Source organism: Micromonospora sp. NPDC049044 (genome assembly GCF_040649215.1).
GTDB lineage: Bacteria > Actinomycetota > Actinomycetes > Mycobacteriales > Micromonosporaceae > Micromonospora.
In genome coordinates, this window is the sequence record NZ_JBEZFA010000059.1 from 17,395 (window position 1) to 34,527 (window position 17,133).

The window sequence follows — 17,133 nt, forward strand, 5'->3', positions numbered from 1 at the left end:
TCCGGGCCGTGGGATTCACGTTGTTCAGTCGGAGGGTGGATCGATGACCGAGAACGCCCGCGACGCCGACGACTGCTGAGATGGACTGGGCCGGATGGGCGTTGTTCGGATTGATCGCCACCGCGGCGCTCACCGCGGCGATGATCACCGCCCAGCTGGTTGGTCTCACCCGGCTCGACCTTCCCCTGGTGCTCGGAACCTTCGTCAGCGAGGACCCCGATCGGGCCCGGGTCGTCGGGTTCTTCCTGCACCTCTGCGCCGGTCAGGGTTTCGCTCTCGGCTACGCGGCCACGTTCGCGCTGTTGGACCGCGCCACCTGGTGGATCGGGGCGCTGCTCGGGGTTGTGCACGTCGGGATCGCGTTGACGGTGATTCTGCCGCTGCTTCCTGGGGTGCACCCGCGGATGGCCTCGCAACGGGCGGGGCCGGCCAGCACTGCGGTGTTGGAGCCGCCCGGCTTGTTCGCCGTCAACTACGGCATTCAGACCCCCGTGGTCACGGCTGTCGTGCACGTCGTCTACGGGGCCGTTCTCGGGTTGCTCCTGCAGGCCCGGTGACCGGCCGCTCGGCGGGGAGCGATTTCCATGACTGACGGGCCGCCGATCAGTGACTACGGGCTGCTGGGCGACACGCGTACCGCCGCCCTGGTGGCGAGTGACGGCGCGATGGACTGGCTCTGCGTCCCGCGCTTCGACGGTGATCCCCTGTTCGGCCGACTGGTCGGGGGCCCGGACGCCGGAACGTTCCGGGTCGGGCCGGCCGGGCCGGCCACTGTCGTCGATCGACGGTACCTGCCGCACACCGCCACCCTGGAGACCACCTGGGCGGCGGCCGGCGGCCGGCTCCGCCTGACCGAGGCGATGGTGGCCGAGGTCAGCGGTCGCCTGCTGCCCACGACGCTGATCGTGCGACGGTTGTCGGCCGAGCGGGCGGCTGTCGACGCGATGGTGGAGTTCGATCCACGTCTCGGCGCGCGGCACCGCCGGCCCCGAACGCAGCACCGGCGCCAGGGCCTGGTGTGTGAGTGGGGCTCGCTTGCGGTCGCGCTGGGCAGCACGCCCGCGTTGACCATCGAGCCGGGTCGGCCCACCTCGGTCACGGTCCGGCCGGGTCGCCCGGTCACGCTGGTGCTGGCCGTGGCCCACCGCGAACCGCTGATCCACGTCGAGCCGACCACCGCCTGGGACCTGCTCGTCGAGGACGAGGCCCGGTGGCGATCCTGGACGGCGGAGATCGACGAGCGGCTGCCGTTCCGGGAGCACGTCGTACGAAGCCTGCTCACCTTGCGGCTGTTGACGTACTCGCCCTGCAAAGCGCCGGTGGCCGCACCGACCACGTCACTGCCCGAGGATCCCGGCGGGGGACGCAACTGGGACTACCGCTATGTCTGGCCCCGGGACGCCAGCATCGGCGTCAGCGCCTTCCTCAGCGTCGGCAAGACCGACGAGGCCCGTGGTTTCCTCGCGTGGCTGTTGCACGCCAGCCGGTTGCAGCGGCCACGCCTGCCGGCGCTGCTCACCCTGCACGGCAGGCAGGTGCCGGCGGAACGCGAACTGTCCGGCTGGCCCGGCTACCTCGACAGCGTCCCGGTGCGGGTGGGCAACGGTGCCGCAGGTCAGCACCAGCTCGACGGGTACGGCTGGGTGATCGACGCCGCCTGGGCGTTCGTTCAGGCCGGACACCGCCTCTACGCGGAGACGTGGCGGGCGGTGCGTGGCTTCGCCGACGTGGTCGCCGACCGGTGGCAGGAGCCCGACGCCGGTATCTGGGAGGTACGCGAGCCCGCCCAACACGTCCACTCCAAGCTCATGGGCTGGCTCGCCCTGGACCGCGCCCTGGCCATCGCCGACACGCACCACCTGCCGGAGCGTCAACGTCGACGCTGGCAGAACGCCCGTGCCGCCATCGCCGCCGAGGTCCGCACGCACGGCTTCGACCCGCCGGTGGGCAGCTACGTCCGCACCTATGGCTCCCCGGATCTCGACGCGGCGCTGCTCGTGCTGCCGCTGCTGGGGATGGACCGCACCGATTCATTCCGGGTACGCGACACCGTCGACGCCATCCGGGACCGGTTGTCCGCCGGTGGTCCCCTGCTCTACCGCTACCCGCCCGGACGGGACGGCCTGCCCGGCACCGAGGGTGCGTTCCTGCCCTGCTCGTTCTGGCTCGTGCAGGCCCTCGCCCGCACCGGGCGTCGTCGCGAGGCCGTCGAGCTGTTCCAGGCCATTGTCGATTACGCCAGCCCACTCGGCCTGTACGCCGAGGAGGTGGATCCCGCGACGGGTGCCCACCTCGGCAACTATCCGCAGACGCTCACCCACGCGGCGCTCATCCAGGCCGTACTCGCCATCCGGGACGCCCCCACCGGCTGAGCCGCACGGGCGGCGGACACGGTCTGCGCGACGGTTCGCGCGGGTAGGGTTCTGATCATGACGATTCCCCATCTGACGGCTGCCGACGGCACCACTCTGCCGGCGATCGGGCTCGGCACGTACAAGCTGAACGGCTCGGCGGGCGTCGACGCGATCGGGCACGCGATCCGGGCTGGTTACCGGTTGCTCGACTCGGCGGTGAACTACGAGAACGAGGGCGCTGTCGGTCGGGCCGTCCGTTCTGCGGGAGACGTGCGGGACGAGGTGATCGTCACGTCGAAGCTGCCGGGGCGGCACCACAGCTACGACGAGGCGCTGACCACCATCGAGGAGAGTGTGTTCCGGACCGGCCTCGACCGGGTCGACCTGTACCTGATCCACTGGCCGAACCCCAAGCAGGACCTGTACGTGCAGGCGTGGCGGGCGCTGATCGAGGCACGCGAGCGTGGTCTGGTGCGGCACATCGGGCTGTCCAACTTCCTGCCGGAGCACATCGACCGGCTGGTGGCCGAGACCGGGGTCGCCCCGGTGGTCAACCAGATCGAGGTGCACCCGCACTTCCCGCAGCGGGAGGCGCTCGACTACCACCGGGAGCACGGCATCCTGGTGCAGGGGTGGAGCCCGCTCGGCCACGGCAACGACCTGCAACAGCACCCGGTGATCGCGGAGATCGCGAAAGCCCACGGCGTCAGCCCGGCGCAGACCATCCTGGCCTGGCACGTGGCCCGCCAGGTGATTCCGCTACCCAAGGCCGCCTCGCCGCAGCGGCAGGCGGAGAACCTGGACGTCTTCGGCATCACGCTCACCGACGCGCAGGTCGAGGCCATCACCGCGCTGGGCCGCCCGGACGGGCGGCTGGCAGATCAGGACCCGGCGGTGTACGAGGAGTTCTGACCGACCCTCCGCACCGGACTGTCAGGGGGTCGGGAGAGCATGGGTCGTGCTCGACGGACTCGACGACATCGACTGGGCGCGGCTGGGCCACGCCTACGGGGCGGCCGACGACGTGCCCGGCCAGCTGCGCGCCCTGGTCTCCCCCGATCCGGCCACCCGGGACGAGGCCCTGGGTGACCTCTACACCAACGTCTTCCACCAGGGCGGCCGGTTCGAGGCGAGCGCGTACGCGGTGCCGTTCCTGCTGGAGATGCTCGCCGACCCGGCCACCCCGGAGCCGGCGGCGGTGCTCGGGCTGGTGAGCGCCCTGGCCGTCGGGTACGACGAGGGCGTGCTGCCGGAGGGCTTCCCGGTGGCCGAGTACCGGCGGGCCGCCGAGGGTGGCCGGGAGTTGCTCGCCGCGAAGCCGCCGCCGTGGACCGGCCCCGACGAGTCCGAGAAGGAGTACGTCGAGTACGCCTACGTCGAGTCGCTGTCCGCGGCGGATCAGGGCCGACTGTGGGCGTACGTCGAGCTGGCGACCTATGACGCGGTGCGCGCCGGGGTTCCCCTGTTCCGCACTCTGCTGGGGCACTCCGACCCGGAGGTGCGCACGGGCGCGGCGTACACCCTCGCCTGGTTTCCGGAGGAGGCCGACGGCAGTGTGCCAGCGCTGGCCGGCGCGGTCGACGCCGCTGCCGGCCCGGGCGTCGCGTCGACGCCCGGTGAGGTGGCCACCATGCTGGTGGCGTCGGGGCTGCTGGGTGCCGCGCCGGACGTTCGGTGGTTGACCGATCCGCGCCCGGTGGTCCGCTGTGCCGCAGCGATCGGTCGGGTCCGCGTCCTCGGCGCGGCGGCCGACCCGGCGACGGCCGACGAGTTGTTGGGCTGGGCGTCGACGCCGTCCGACGACGCCGACAGCGGGCCGGTCGAGGGCGAGTGGGTGCCGTTCCTCGACGGTGATCTTGCCGGCTACGCGGCGCTCGCGGTGCGGCAGCTCGGGCCGCGGCACGCGGACCGCGCCTTCGAGGCGCTGCTCGCCCGGCTGCCCACCGTCAGTGGTGAGCGGTCGTTGACGGTGCTGGGTGTGGCTCTGCGCCTCGCGTTTCCGGACGGCCCCGCGGCGGCAGAAACGCCGGTCGCGGCGCTGCTGCCCCGGCAGCGGCGGCTCGCCGAGGTTTTGGGCGCGTCGACAGAGCCGTGGTTGATCGACGGTCAGAATTTCGGCAACGTGTCAATGCTCGTCGGTGAGTACGGCCTGCCGGGCAGCCGCGAGGCGATGTTGGCGTACCTCGACGAGGTTCCGTAGGCCGCCGGTGTCGCGTCACCCGGGCAGGACCACGCCCCGGGTGACGCGACACCACGCGCCCTAGACCAGCCCGCCGAGGGCCGGGTCGCTGATGCTGTCCTTGCCGTTCTCGACGTGGCCCGCGTACCGGTAGGCGAAGGCGGCGTCGCCCGCGACGCTGACTGTCAGGTCGTACCAGCCGTGGGTGCGGGAGAGCTGCCAGTGCGCGCGTTCCGTCTGACCCGGGCGCAGCGACAGCGTGACGGGCCGGGAGTTGTACCGGCCCGTGACCGTCACCTCGACCCGCTTCGATCCGGGGTTCCGGAGCGTGAGGACCACCTTGTCGTTGCGCTCCTCGTAGGAGGGGGTGATGTCGAGGTGGGCTGGGCCGCCGGTGAATCGGCGGTGGAAGCCGTTCGGGCCGTGCACCGACAGGTCGTAGGAGGACCCGATCGTCCAGGTGTCGGTCAGGTGCTTGCCCGGCTCGACGGTGTAGCTGCGCGGTGCGTCCGCGCTGCCGGCCTGGCGGACCTGGAAGACCGCGGCGGCCCCGCCGGCGTTGCGGAAGTCGATGCGCAGCGAGTCGCCGTCGACCCGGGCGTCGGCGTGCAGGGTGTACGGGATGGGCCGCGCCGGGCGTACCCCGTGTTCCTGCTTGGGCAGGCGCTGGTCGACCGGCGGCACCGGCACCTGGTCGGGGTGCCGGATGAGGTCCTCGGGCTTGAAGTCGTCGGTGTCGGGCAGCCGGACCTCTCGCGAGCGGTTCGGGTGCCGGAAGTCGAAGGCGCTGGTCAGGTCGCCGACGACGGCCCGCCGCCACGGCGTGATGTTCTTCTCGATCAGGTCCGGACGGCCGTCGGCGAACCGCGCCTCCAGGAACTTGATCAGCGAGGTGTGGTCGAAGACCTGCGAGTTCACGTAGCCGCCGCGCGTCCACGGCGAGACGATGACCATGGGAACCCGGATGCCGAGGCCGTAGGGTCCGGCCGGGTGGTCGGCGTCGCCGGGGAAGATCTCGTTGGTGGTCGGCACCGTCGACTGGCCGTGCTCGCGGCTCTGCGGGGGCGTCGGCGGGACCACGTGGTCGAAGAAGCCGCCCTCCTCGTCGTAGGTGATGAAGAGCGCCATCTTGCTCCACACCTCGGGGTTCGCCGCGAGGATGTCGATGACCTGCGAGATGTACCAGGCGCCGAACGCCGGCCCCCAGTTCGGGTGCTCGCTGTATGCCTCGGGTGCGGTGATCCAGGAGACCTCCGGCAGGCGTCCCGCCTCGACGTCGGCGCGGAAGTCGGCCAGCAGCGCCTCCGGGTCCCGGCCCTGGGTCCTGATCTCGGTACCGGTCTTCGCCCTGTCCGCCAGCGGCGTGCCGGGCTGCGCGTCCTGGTACGTGTGGAAGTAGAGCAGCGAGTTGTCGCCGTAGTTGCCGATGTACGGGTCGTTCGTCCACCCCCACGAGCCGGCGGCGTTGAGGCCGGTGCCGACGTCCTGGTAGATCTTCCAGGAGATGCCGTTGCGCTCCAGCCGCTCCGGGTAGGTCGACCAGTCGTAGCCGGCCTCCGCGTTGGTGATGACCGGGCCGCCGCCCTTGCCGTCGTTGCCGACCCAGCCGCTCCACAGGTGGTAGCGGTTCGGGTCGGTCGGGCCCATCAGCGAGCAGTGGTAGCTGTCGCAGACGGTGAACGCGTCGGCGAGCGCGTAGTGGTACGGCAGGTCCTGGCGGTTGTGGTAGGTCATCGCCGTGACGCCCTTGTTCGGCACCCACCCGTCGAAGCGGCCGTCGTTCCAGGCGGCGTGCCCGTCGTTCCAGCCGTGCGGCGGGTCCGGCAGGAAGGTCTGGCCGAGGTCCTGCACCTCGGGGCGGAACGGCAGCAGCTCGCCGGACCCGTTGGGCTGGTGCCACACGTCCTTACCGGAGGGCAGTGTCGCCGGATGCGGATCACCGAAGCCGCGTACGCCCCGCATGGTGCCGAAGTAGTGGTCGAAGGAGCGGTTCTCCTGCATCAGGATGATGACGTGCTCGACGTCCTTGATCGTGCCGGTCCGGTTGTTCGCCGGGATGGCGAGTGCCTTGCTGAGGTCCAGCGGGAGCGCCGCGCCGATCGCGGGGACACCCATCGCCTTGAGGAAGGTACGCCGATCTACCGTGCCCATAACTCCGCCTTTGTGCGACCTGGTCGAGAAACTGGCGACCGGACGCTATCGAGGCCGGGTTGACGGCAGATGACCATAATTGGGCCGGACGGGAGCCCTCCGACGTACCGTGAGATCGTGCCGACGAGAGACGTACTCACCAAGGCTGACCTCGCCGAACTGCGCCGCTCGGCGCTCGGGACGGCCGACCCGCTCGGTGTCGCCGCGGACGTCGCCGAGGCGGCCGAGCAGGGTCGGCTTGCGGATCCGGACGACGCCGGGGACGCGCTGACCCTGGCCGCCGAGATCGCCGAGATCCGGGCGCGGCCCGAGGCCGCCCTGCGGTACGCCGAGCAGGCGCTGGCGGCGTACCCGTCCGGGGACGACCCGCGTGCCGGGTTCGCCCGGGCGCTGCGGGCCCGGGCCCTGTTCCGGGCCGGCGGTCGCGACGACGAGGCGATGGCGGAGTTGACAGCGCTGCGCCCGTTGCTGCTCGGGCAGCCCGACGCCCCCGCCTACGTGAGCGCCGCGCTGGACGCGGGTGGTCGTTCGGCGACCGCCGAGACCTGGCTGAGCGAGGCGGTCGACACCCTGCTGGGCGAGCGCGCGAACGCGGCCGACAAGCCGGCGCAGGCGATCACCGCTGTCGACCCGGTGGCGGAACTCGGTCCGCCGGACGCGCCGGGGGTGCTCTTCCTCCTCCTGCAACAGCGGCACCGGGTACGCCGGAATCTGAACCTCCCACACGATCGGCAGGACGATCTGGCGGACCGGCTGGAGGCCCAACTGGTGCGCCGGGCCGGAGAGCGCCGGGACGCCGGAACGGACCTGCTCTTCTGGCCGCGCGCCGAGTTGGATCGGCTGCTCGCCGAGCACCCCGCACTGACCGAGGTGTACGGGCCGGACTGGGACGCGCACCGCGGCCGGCTGGAGAAGGAGCTGGTCCGGCTCCGGGAAGCCGGTCAGGCCGGGCTTGGCGTGTTCCGCGCCAGCGTGGACGGGCTGCACGCGGTCGCCGGTAGACGGGACGGCGACCCGACCGACGCGGCGGTCCGGGCGGGCTACGCGGCCGAGGTGCAGGCCCGTCCGAGCGCGCGGATCCCCTGGCCGCCGGAGCGCAACGACGCCTGCTGGTGCGGCTCGGGCCTCAAGTACAAGAAGGACTGCCTGCCGCGCTCCCGGTAGCCGGGGGGCGTCGGCGGCGTCCCGGTTGCGACATAATCCGTCAGTGCTGAACGGGAAACGGCGGGGAATCTTCGGCGGCGTCCTGCTGCTGGTGGTGGCGTTGGTCGGTGCCGGTCTGTGGCGCTATGTGCACAGTCGGGACGACCCGATCCACGGCAGTGCTGTGGTCGACGCCGCGAAGAAGGTGGACCGGGTCCAGGCCCGATTCGTTGCCGACCACCTCTACCAGGCCGACAAGTACGTGCACTCGGCGAACCAGGACCCCGACGTCGCGGTTCTCAAGGTCTCCGGTGAGACGCACTGGCAGACCGGCGTGACGTTGGTGCTGCGGGTGGCGGGGCACGGGGTGGAGATCGGCGCGGACGGCTCGGTGATCGACGAACGGGACGAGGCGATCTGCTTTCGTCTTCAGCTCGGCCCGCGCGACGACAGCCGCGACGACGACATCGAGTGCCCGCCGAACGATCCCCTCCAGGTTGCCCAGGACCCGTCGCTCGACGGGGTCGACGACCGGTTGAAGAACGCTCTGGAGGCCGTCGACCCAGACGGGACGGCGGTTCGTACGGCGATCGACGACCTGAAGCTGGATCCGGCCATCGTGGTGGACGTGAGCGCAGAGGACGGCCGGGTCGGCGTGGCCCTGCGGGCGGCGCAGTACGACTGCCTGCTGGCCCGGGTCACCGGAAACGGTGCGGAGCTGTGGCGGCCGGCGCACACCCAGTTGGCCCCGGGCGAGCTGCCGTGCGCCGCGCGGGTCGCCCTGAGCAGCAATTTCGGTAAGGGCCTCAGGTGAATCCCGCTTTCCCCGGAGCCCGTTGATGCAAGCCGGGTCGGCCCGTCGCGTGACGGCGTCAACCGTGGCGGCGCTGCTGGCGGCGCTCTGCGTACCCCTGGTCGTGCATCTGGAGCGGGCACGGCACGACCCGGCCCCGGCGCTGGTTCGGGCCCAGGACCCCGGGCCGGCGGCGGGTCGGGACCAACAGCACTTCGCGGTCACCTGGGCCGCCAGCGCCGAGCGGCTGGGTGCCGGGCCGGCCGAGGGCAGCTACCGGCTCGTCGTCCGGACCAGCGTCGGCGGGGACGCCCTGCGGATCCGGCTGACGAACGCGTTCGGCGAGCACCCGGTCACCTTCGCCAGCGCCTACGCGGGGTTGCGGCGGCAGGGTGCGGAGCTGGTCGCGGGCAGCAACCGGCGGCTGACGTTCGGCGGTCAGCCCTCGGTCACCGTCGCGGCGGGCGAGATGATCCTGAGCGACCCGCTGACCGGCGAGCTGGCCCCGGAGAGCGACCTCGTCGTCAGTCTCCACGTCATCGGCGCGCTGGGCATGCGCAGCGGGCACGTCGAGGCCCTGCAGACGTCGTACGCCAGCGCGGGTGACCATGCCGCCGAGGAGGCGGCGACCAACTGGACCGCGACGGTGAAGTCCTGGTACTGGTTGGACGCCGTCAGTGTGCGGACGTCCACGGCGGTCAGCTCGGTGGTCGTCCTCGGCGACTCCATCGCCGACGGGTTGAACTCCGGCAGGGACACCAACCGCCGCTGGCCCGACTACCTGGCCCGGCGGCTGCGGGCCGCGCCCGACAGCCCGGTGCGGGGCGTGGCGAATGAGGGCATCTCCGGTAACAAGGTGCTCGCCGGCGGTGCCGGGCCGGCCGCGCTGCGCCGGTTCGACCGCGACGTGCTGTCCCACCCGGGGGTCGACACCGTGGTCGTCCACGAGGGCATCAACGACATCAAGGCTCACACGGGTGTCACTGTGGACGACCTGACCGCCGGCTACCGGCAGTTGGTCGACCGGGCGCACGCGGCGGGCCGGTGCGTCGTCGGCGCCACGGTCATGGCGTACCAGGGCTGGCCGGAGTACGACGACGCGGGTGAGGCAGTGCGGCAGAGCGTCAACGACTGGATCCGGCACAGTGGCGTGTTCGACGCCGTTGTCGACTTCGACGTGATCACCCGCAGTCCGGACGACCCGCGCAGGCTCGAGCCGTTGTTCGACAGCGGTGATCATCTCCACCCGAACGACAGGGGCATGCAGGCGATGGCGGACGCCGTCGACCTGGCCGTCCTGCGCTGCGACCGCTGACCCGATAACGTCCGGTCCCGGACGATCGACGTCCGTCAGACGCCACCGGAGGAGATCGACGATGTTCGAGGAGTTCATGGGCCTCCCCGCCCACCCTCTGGTGGTGCACGCCGCTGTGGTGTTCGTCCCGCTGCTGGCCCTGCTGAGCGTCGGCTACGCGCTCGTCGCGCCGATCCGGCCGCACACCCGTTGGGTGCTGGGGCTGCTCGCCGTGGGTGCGCCGGTCGCCGCCCTGCTGGCGACGCAGTCCGGAGATGCCTTCTTCGCGCGGATGCGGGCGGCCAACCGGGTCACCCCCGAGTTCGTTCCGAAGATCGAGGCGCACCAGGAGTTCGGGGACAACACGCTCTGGGCGACCCTCGGGTTGGCGATCGTGGCGCTGGCGCTTGTCTGGTTCGTTCCGCCGCGAGCCGCCGAGGCGAGCAGCACCGGAGGTGCCCGGCCGGGTCGGGCGCTGACCGTGGCGTTGCAGGTGCTGTCGCTGATAGCCGCAGGCGTCGCGGTGTACTACGTGGTCCGCACCGGCGACTCCGGCGCGAAGGTGGTCTGGGAGGGGCAGTGACCCCGGGAGTTGCTGGTGCGGCCCGGTCGCGGGCCGGGCCGCACCAGCGGCGTGACGATCAGCCGGCGTTGTACGCCCGGATGATGGTCTGGTCGATGCCGCTACCGCCGTTCGCGGCGGCCTTCACCCGCAGCGATACGGCCTGCCCGGCGGTGGCCTTCGGCAGGGCGACCCGGTAGCTGTCGCCGCTCGCGGTGACCCGGGCGGACGTCCAACTGGCGCCGTCGTCGGTCGAGGTCCAGGCCTGAACCGAGGTCACCTGCTGCGCCTTGACGCCGTTCGCCTGCCGGACGGCCATCTCGGCAGTCGTGCCGGTGACGTGGTTGGCGGTGTCCATGGGCAGCGCGTAGTCCACCGCGAGCAGCGGCAACGGCACGCTTACGGTGCCGTCCGGCCCGGCCGACCGGAACGTCCAGGAGGTGGTGACCTTGGTCGAGATCGGCAGGATCAGGCTGGTGTCGACGTCGAGGGTCAGCCGGTAGTCCGCCATCTGCTGCGGCACTGTGAAGTCGGCGAGCGGGAGGTTGCGCTCGTCGACAAGCTTGCCGTCGCGGTACAACGACAGCTTGCGGTTCACGCCGATCGAGTTGCCCTGCAGGCAGTCGGCCCGCTGGTGCTGGTCGGTGAGGGTCACCAGGTCGATGTGCAGGTTGCCCCGGGTCCGCGACGGCGCGGTGGCGCAGCTGTAGCCGACGCCGGCCGGGTCGTCGTAGAAGCCGGAGTGCAGCGGCTGCCGCGCCCAGACCTTGGCCTGCCGGCTGCCCGGCTGGTAGCGGCGCGGTGCCTCCTGGGCCGACAGGCCACCGTAGACGCCCTCGTCGGACCAGAGGTAGCCGGGCGACAGGTAGTCGGTGCGGTACGGCGGCAGGTTGCCCTCGTGGGTCTCCGTCAGCCACACGCCGTCCGGCGTGAAGGCGTTGCGGATCAGTTGGGTGACCATCCCCTCCGAGTCGGCCTGGTGGAACCGCTCCTCGATCCGGGCGAGTTTCGCCTGCTCGGCGGCGTTCACCCGGTACGCGGGATCGGCCGGTACGCCGTTCGGGTACTCGTGTACGAGGTTGTAGCGGTACGGCTTGGCAGTGCCGGCCGGGGCGTCGAGGTTGACGGCGGCCCAACTGCGCAGCGATCCGACGCCGGGTTTCGGCAGTGCGGAGGTGCGGACGGCCGTCGCGGTTCCGTACCCGCTGATCTGGTTCCACCAGGACAGACCGTTCACCGACGTCTGGACGTTCGTGAGATCGGTCTTGGTGGCCCGGGTGGCGACCCCGTCGACAGTCGCGGTCACCGGCTTGGCCCGCGCCGGGTCGAGCGTCACGTTCCGGTTGGCGGTGACTGTCACGTCGGTCTCGCCGACGAGCGTCGTCTCCAGCACGTCGCTGTCGACGTAGTAGGCGACGGAGGCGCCGAGCACCGAGTACCGGCCGGCCGGAACCCGCAGCGTGAAGTCGTCACCGGGCGCACCGCCGGCCCCGCCGTAGTAGAGCACCGGGTCGGTGAGGTTGGTGACCGCGAGGTTGATCCAGCTCTCCGCGCCGTCCTTCAGGCCGGACAACGGCCTGGTGTGGATCGTCAGGTCATAGCTGGGCTGTTCGACGTAGAAGCTCACCGGCGTGGTCGCGACCAGCTTGTGGCCGGCGGTGCGGGCGGTGACAGTGGCCAGGTAGAAGCCCGGCCGGTTGGCCAGCGCCGCGCGATCGATTCGCAGGCTCGCCTCGGCGGTGGAGCCGCGCTTGAGCGTCAGCCGGGCCGTCGACAGCGACGCCGCGGCGCGCGGCACCGGCTGACCGTCGTGGTTGACCACTGTCACGTCGAGGTCGAGCACCGTCGTCGCCGGGGTGGCCGCGCCGGTCCAGCTCAGCTTCGCCTCGCTGGCGCCGGACTGCGGGTACGTGAAGGTGCCGAGGTTGACCACCGGCTGGTTGCTGGTCGGGCCGCCGAGGGCGCGGGCCGCGTTGAGCCGGCCGGCACCGACGGCGTACGCGTCGACTCCGGTAAGCGGGTCGGCGGCGCCGACGAGCGCGGCCTTGAGCTGCGCACCGGTCCAGTCCGGGTGCCGCTGGGCGAGCAGGGCGGCGGCGCCCGCGACGTGCGGGCTGGCCATGGAGGTGCCGCTGATCGCCTCGTAGTGCTCGTCGATCGGGTCCTGGAGGTTGGTGCCGGCGGCCCGCGCGGCGACGATGTCGACACCCGGCGCGACCAGCTCCGGCTTGGCCACGTTGCTTGTGACAAGGGGTCCGCGGCTGGAGAAGTCGGCGAGCTTGTCGTCGCGGTCCACCGCGCCGACGGTGAGCGCGCTGGCGGCGGAGCCCGGCGAGGAGATGGCTCCGCCGCTGTTGCCGGCGGCGATGACGAACAGCACGCCGGTCTGCTTGCTCAGACCGTCGACGGCGAGCGACAACGGGTCGTTGCCGTCGTCGGGGTCGCTGCCGCCGAGGCTCATGTTGATGACGTCGGCCCGGGTGGCGGCCCACTCCATGCCCGCGATGATCCCGGAGTCCTCGCCCGAGCCGTGGTCGTCGAGGACCTTGCCGATCACCAGTTTGGCGTCCGGGGCCACGCCGCGACGCTGCCCGTGCGCTGCCGCGCCGGTGCCGGCGATCGTCGACGCGACGTGCGTACCGTGGCCGTTGTGGTCGACGGCGTCACCGCCCTCGGCGGTGAAGTCGGACCTGTCCACGACCCGGCCGACCAGGTCCGGGTGGGTGAAGTCGGCGCCGGTGTCGAGCACCGCGACCCGTACGCCGGCGCCGGTGTAGCCGGACTTCCAGGCCTCGGGTGCGGAGATCTGCCCCAGGTTGCGGTCGAGGTCGCGCTGCTGCCCGCCGCCGGTGAGCGCGGTGGCGCGCACCTTGCGGTCCAGCCAGACCTTCTTGGCGCCGGCGAGCAGCGAGTTGGTCGCCAGCTTCGCGGTGGCCGGGCTCTTCTTGGGTACCCGGCCGGCCACCGCGCCGATGCTGGGCAGCGGCAGTACGTCACCGAGCGCGGCGACCCGGGCGGACGCGGTGGCGGGCTGCACGATGAGCGGCAGCTCGGCGGAGTTGTCGTCGTCGTACCCGTCGGCGATCAGCGTGGTGACGTCGAAGAGGTCGGGGTCGAGGACCGAGCCGATCTGGGACGCGACGCGGGCGGGGATGACGTGCAGGTGACCGTCGGGGCCGCAGGTCTGGCGGATCACCGCGTTCTCGTCGGCCGGCCGGACGCTGGCGTGCGGGCATCCCGAGCCGGTGCTGCGGACGGTCACCACGTCGCCGGTCAGCAGGGTGACGGTGTGCGTCCTGCCGTCGATCGAGGTTGCGGGTGGGCCGGTCAGCCCGATGCCGCTGGGTCCCGCTGTGGCCGCGCCACCGGGTCCCGCTGTGGCCGCGCCGCCCGGTAGGGCGGTGAGCGTTGTGGCCGTGACGGCGACGGCCAACAGCCACCGTGTTGTCCTGAGCATGCTGCTCCTCGTCTAATGTGGACGAAAGCGCCTCTTCGGGCGGCTTTCCGCAAGATCATATGCACGGACGCGTGATCTTCAGAGGCCTTCACCGACAGGTTTTTCCGCTGGTGTGGCCGGGATTTCCGCAGCAGGTCACCGCCAGGATCGGTTCGATGACGGTTCGATTGCCACCCTCCGCCAAAACGGCACATTGTGGATGACGAGCACATCCCCCCGCCGAAAGGATCGACGGGACCCGGGCCCGCACCTAGCATGGCGACGAATGGATCTTCGAGATAGGCCCCTGCCGACACCCGGCGACCAGCCCAACCGAAGGGAGACGCGCGTGCGTCGACCCCGCCATCTGGCCCTACTGAGCGTCGGTGTGTCCGGCGCTCTGGTCCTTGCCGCAGCCTCCACCGCGACTGCGGCCCCGCCCACGACCACCACGCCCACCGGCATCGTGGTCAGCGACGGCATGACCCAACCGGTGTTCTCGCTCGCCGACGCGATCGAGGAGCGGGTGTTCGTCCAGACCCCGGTGGACACCGACCACGACGGTCGGCTCGACCGGGTGGCGATCGACATCTCCCGCCCCCGGGAGACCGCCACGCAGGGTTTCAAGGTGCCGGTGATCTTCGAACACAGCCCGTACCGCAAGGACACCTGGGGTGACGTGCCGTACCCCAGCGTGCTTGTCGACGACCTGCCGCAGAACGGTCTGACCGACAGTTCCGGACGGCGGGCGCTCGACGTGGGCACCCAGCGCGCCCAGGCCAAGGCCAACCTGCCGGGCTCGCTCGACGACTACTACGTGCCCCGCGGGTACGCGGTGGTGCTCGGACAGAGCGTCGGCACCGGCGACTCCGACGGCTGCCCCACCAGCGGCGACCAGGCCGAGACGCTCGGCACCAAGGCCGTCATCGACTGGCTCAACGGCCGGGCCAAGGGGTACGACGCCACCGGCGCCCCGGTCACCGCCGGCTGGACCACCGGCGCTGTCGGCATGACCGGCGTCTCCTACAACGGGACGCTGCCCAACCAGGTCGCCACCACCGGAGTCAAGGGACTCAAGACCATCGTGCCGGTCTCCGCGATCAGCAGCTGGTACGACTACTACCGGGCGAACGGTCTGGTCGTCGCGCCCGGCACGTTCCAGGGCGAGGACCTCGACATCCTGGCCCAGTACACCGCCGGGCAGGCACGCGCCGAGGGGCAGTGCGCCGACGAACTCGCGAAGATCACCGAGGAGCAGGACCGGATCACCGGCGACTACTCGACGTTCTGGCAGGACCGCGACTACCTCGACGCCGACAACGTCACGGCCAGCGTCTTCGTCGTGCACGGCCTCAACGACTGGAACGTGAAGACCGAGCACTTCGCCGGCTGGTGGGACCAGCTCGCCAAGCACGACGTACCGCGCAAGATCTGGCTGCACCAGGGCGGGCACGGCGGCCCGGGCAGCAGCGCCTCGGTGACCCTGCCCAGCGGGCAGACGTGGACCTACAAGCAGACCGAGAACCGCTGGTTCGACTTCTGGCTGTGGAACGTCCGCAACGGCATCATGGACGAGCCGACCGCTGTGCTCCAACGCGAGGACCGCGCCTACACCACGTACGCCAACTGGCCCGACCCCGCCGCGCGTACGGTCGGGCTGCGGTTCGCCGCCACCGACGCCACCACCCCGGGGGCGCTCACCACGGGCAAGCCGCCGAAGGCCACTGTCGAGCAGAGCTTCGTCGACGAGGGCCGGACCATCCACCCGGACACGCTTGTCGCCAACCCCGACACGGCGAGCGCGAACCGGCTCGCCTACCGCTCCCCCGAGCTGACGCAGAGCGTGCGCATCTCCGGACGTCCGGAGATGCGGCTGCGGATGGCGATCGAGAACAAGCCGGATGCGAACCTCACCGCGTACCTCGTCGACTACGGCCCGGCCGGGTCGACCGCCGCGCCAACGGTGGTGACCCGGGGCTGGATGGACCCGCAGAACCGCAAGAACGCCGCCCGCACCTCGGAGGTGCGACAGGGCAAGATGTACGACTACCGGTGGACCCTGGAGCCGAAGGACTACATCTTCCCGGCCGGGCACCGGATCGGCGTGGTCGTCTTCTCCAGCGACCAGGAGTACACCCTCCTGCCGTTGGGCGGTACCGAGCTGCGAGTGGCACCGAACGACAGCGAACTGCGACTGCCGGTGGTCGGCGGGCGGGGCGTCCTCGGGTTCTGATCCCGTCCACGCAGTCAGGTGGGGCAGTCCGCGGTGTCACGGACTGCCCCACCCGCACGTCCGGCCCGCCCCAGCCAACGATGCGAGGCCGCCCGTGCACGCCCACGCTGCCCACATCCCGGGTCGTGGCGTGCGGGTGGAGTGCCCGATCTTTCGCAAGATCGTGCTCGATCCTGGTTGTAGTGGCCTCGTCGCCGCCGGAAAGCCCTCTTTCCTGGATCGAGCACGATCTTGACGGCCGGCGGCCCGGCCCCGGCCAGCCCGGCCCCGGCTGCCCGGGCGCCGCAGCCCCGGCCCAGCAGCCCGGGCCCGGCAGCCCGGGCCCAGCAGCCCGGGCCCAGCAGCCGGACTCCTGCGCCCAGGGGCTGGATGCGCGGGGGCCGGGCTAGTGCAGGCGCGGACGCCCAGGGAGCCACAGGCGTCCCATGGGTCACCCATGAGGGCGGGTTTGCGCAGATTGCGCCGCATGTCCTCACTCCGCACGCGGCCAGCAGGCGTGATCCACTCGGCTTTGGTGAGGTCGGGCTATAACCGGCACTGGGATACCGCAGTTTTACGGAACGCGAGTGGATCATCGCAAGGGCTTCGGCCCCAGCCATGTCGCGTGTCGGGTTTGCGCCTTATGTCGAGTGGCCGAGGCCACCTGGTCGGCGGAATCGGGGGCCGGGCCGGGTCGTTATACCGGGCATGGCACCGCGACCTCGGGTCGCCGGTGCGCGGCGGTCGCCGGGAACACCGACCGGGCCGCCTCGGTTACATCCTCCAGAGCATCCCGGGCTCCGAGAGCCCCGGTGGAATGATCCGCCGCCCCGCTTGGTTACACCTGGTCCCGATGCCGGCCCCCAGGGCCGCCGGGCAGAGCCCCCCGCACTCGTGTGCCGCCCCCACCCCCGGGGGTGTGCCACGTACCCCCGATGCAGAGGAGCACGCCATCATGCGTACCGATCTGATCCGTAAGACCGCTCTGACCGCTGCTGGTCTCGCGTTC

General features: G+C 71.4%; 11 protein-coding genes. 9 read left to right on the forward strand and 2 right to left on the reverse strand.

Annotated features, from left to right (window positions below; all coding sequences use genetic code 11):
* Positions 1-80 precede the first annotated feature (80 nt).
* From AB0B85_RS31660 to AB0B85_RS31675, 4 genes are read left to right on the forward strand one after another with little or no spacing between them, the layout of a single operon-like run.
* Positions 81-557: a hypothetical protein gene (locus tag AB0B85_RS31660; protein WP_357413105.1), complete on the forward strand. Its 477-nt coding sequence runs from the start codon at positions 81-83 to the stop codon at positions 555-557.
* A 21-nt stretch (positions 558-578) separates the two neighbouring features.
* Positions 579-2,372, forward strand: coding sequence for a glycoside hydrolase family 15 protein (locus AB0B85_RS31665; protein WP_357413127.1), 1,794 nt, complete (start codon positions 579-581; stop codon positions 2,370-2,372).
* A 57-nt stretch (positions 2,373-2,429) separates the two neighbouring features.
* A complete protein-coding gene (locus AB0B85_RS31670; protein ID WP_357413107.1) occupies positions 2,430-3,266 on the forward strand; it encodes an aldo/keto reductase in 837 nt (278 codons plus the stop codon).
* Positions 3,267-3,312: 46 nt separating this feature from the next.
* Positions 3,313-4,554 carry a hypothetical protein gene (locus tag AB0B85_RS31675; protein ID WP_357413109.1) on the forward strand — a complete coding sequence of 414 codons (1,242 nt, stop codon included), beginning with the start codon at positions 3,313-3,315 and terminating at the stop codon, positions 4,552-4,554.
* 60 nt (positions 4,555-4,614) lie between these two features.
* Here AB0B85_RS31675 and AB0B85_RS31680 read toward each other — a convergent pair whose 3' ends face one another.
* A complete protein-coding gene (locus AB0B85_RS31680) occupies positions 4,615-6,684 on the reverse strand; it encodes a phosphocholine-specific phospholipase C (protein ID WP_357413111.1) in 2,070 nt (689 codons plus the stop codon).
* Positions 6,685-6,801: 117 nt separating this feature from the next.
* Between AB0B85_RS31680 and AB0B85_RS31685 the strand changes: the two genes are divergently transcribed.
* From AB0B85_RS31685 to AB0B85_RS31700, 4 genes are all read left to right on the forward strand, one after another.
* Positions 6,802-7,848: an SEC-C domain-containing protein gene (locus AB0B85_RS31685; protein ID WP_357413113.1), complete on the forward strand. Its 1,047-nt coding sequence runs from the start codon at positions 6,802-6,804 to the stop codon at positions 7,846-7,848.
* 43 nt (positions 7,849-7,891) lie between these two features.
* Complete coding sequence (locus AB0B85_RS31690; protein ID WP_357413115.1) at positions 7,892-8,641, forward strand: hypothetical protein; 750 nt, start codon at positions 7,892-7,894, stop codon at positions 8,639-8,641.
* A 49-nt stretch (positions 8,642-8,690) separates the two neighbouring features.
* Positions 8,691-9,935 carry an SGNH/GDSL hydrolase family protein gene (locus AB0B85_RS31695; RefSeq protein WP_357413117.1) on the forward strand — a complete coding sequence of 415 codons (1,245 nt, stop codon included), beginning with the start codon at positions 8,691-8,693 and terminating at the stop codon, positions 9,933-9,935.
* A gap of 61 nt (positions 9,936-9,996) precedes the next feature.
* On the forward strand, positions 9,997-10,497 hold the full coding sequence (locus AB0B85_RS31700; protein ID WP_357413119.1) for a DUF2231 domain-containing protein: 501 nt from the start codon (positions 9,997-9,999) through the stop codon (positions 10,495-10,497).
* Between the two features lie 58 nt (positions 10,498-10,555).
* Here the strand turns inward: AB0B85_RS31700 and AB0B85_RS31705 are convergent, their stop codons facing one another.
* Positions 10,556-13,933: a S8 family peptidase gene (locus AB0B85_RS31705; RefSeq protein ID WP_357413121.1), complete on the reverse strand. Its 3,378-nt coding sequence runs from the start codon at positions 13,931-13,933 to the stop codon at positions 10,556-10,558.
* Between the two features lie 328 nt (positions 13,934-14,261).
* Between AB0B85_RS31705 and AB0B85_RS31710 the strand changes: the two genes are divergently transcribed.
* Positions 14,262-16,145, forward strand: coding sequence for a Xaa-Pro dipeptidyl-peptidase (locus AB0B85_RS31710; protein WP_357413123.1), 1,884 nt, complete (start codon positions 14,262-14,264; stop codon positions 16,143-16,145).
* Positions 16,146-17,133 lie beyond the last annotated feature (988 nt).

Bases quoted from the DNA above. Each gene is read 5' to 3' on its own strand.
- AB0B85_RS31660 (WP_357413105.1), top strand. From the start codon at position 81: ATGGACTGGGCCGGATGGGCGTTGTTCGGATTGATCGCCACCGCGGCG.
- AB0B85_RS31670 (WP_357413107.1), top strand. From the start codon at position 2,430: ATGACGATTCCCCATCTGACGGCTGCCGACGGCACCACTCTGCCGGCG.
- AB0B85_RS31680 (WP_357413111.1), bottom strand. From the start codon at position 6,684: ATGGGCACGGTAGATCGGCGTACCTTCCTCAAGGCGATGGGTGTCCCC.
- AB0B85_RS31700 (WP_357413119.1), top strand. From the start codon at position 9,997: ATGTTCGAGGAGTTCATGGGCCTCCCCGCCCACCCTCTGGTGGTGCAC.
- AB0B85_RS31705 (WP_357413121.1), bottom strand. From the start codon at position 13,933: ATGCTCAGGACAACACGGTGGCTGTTGGCCGTCGCCGTCACGGCCACA.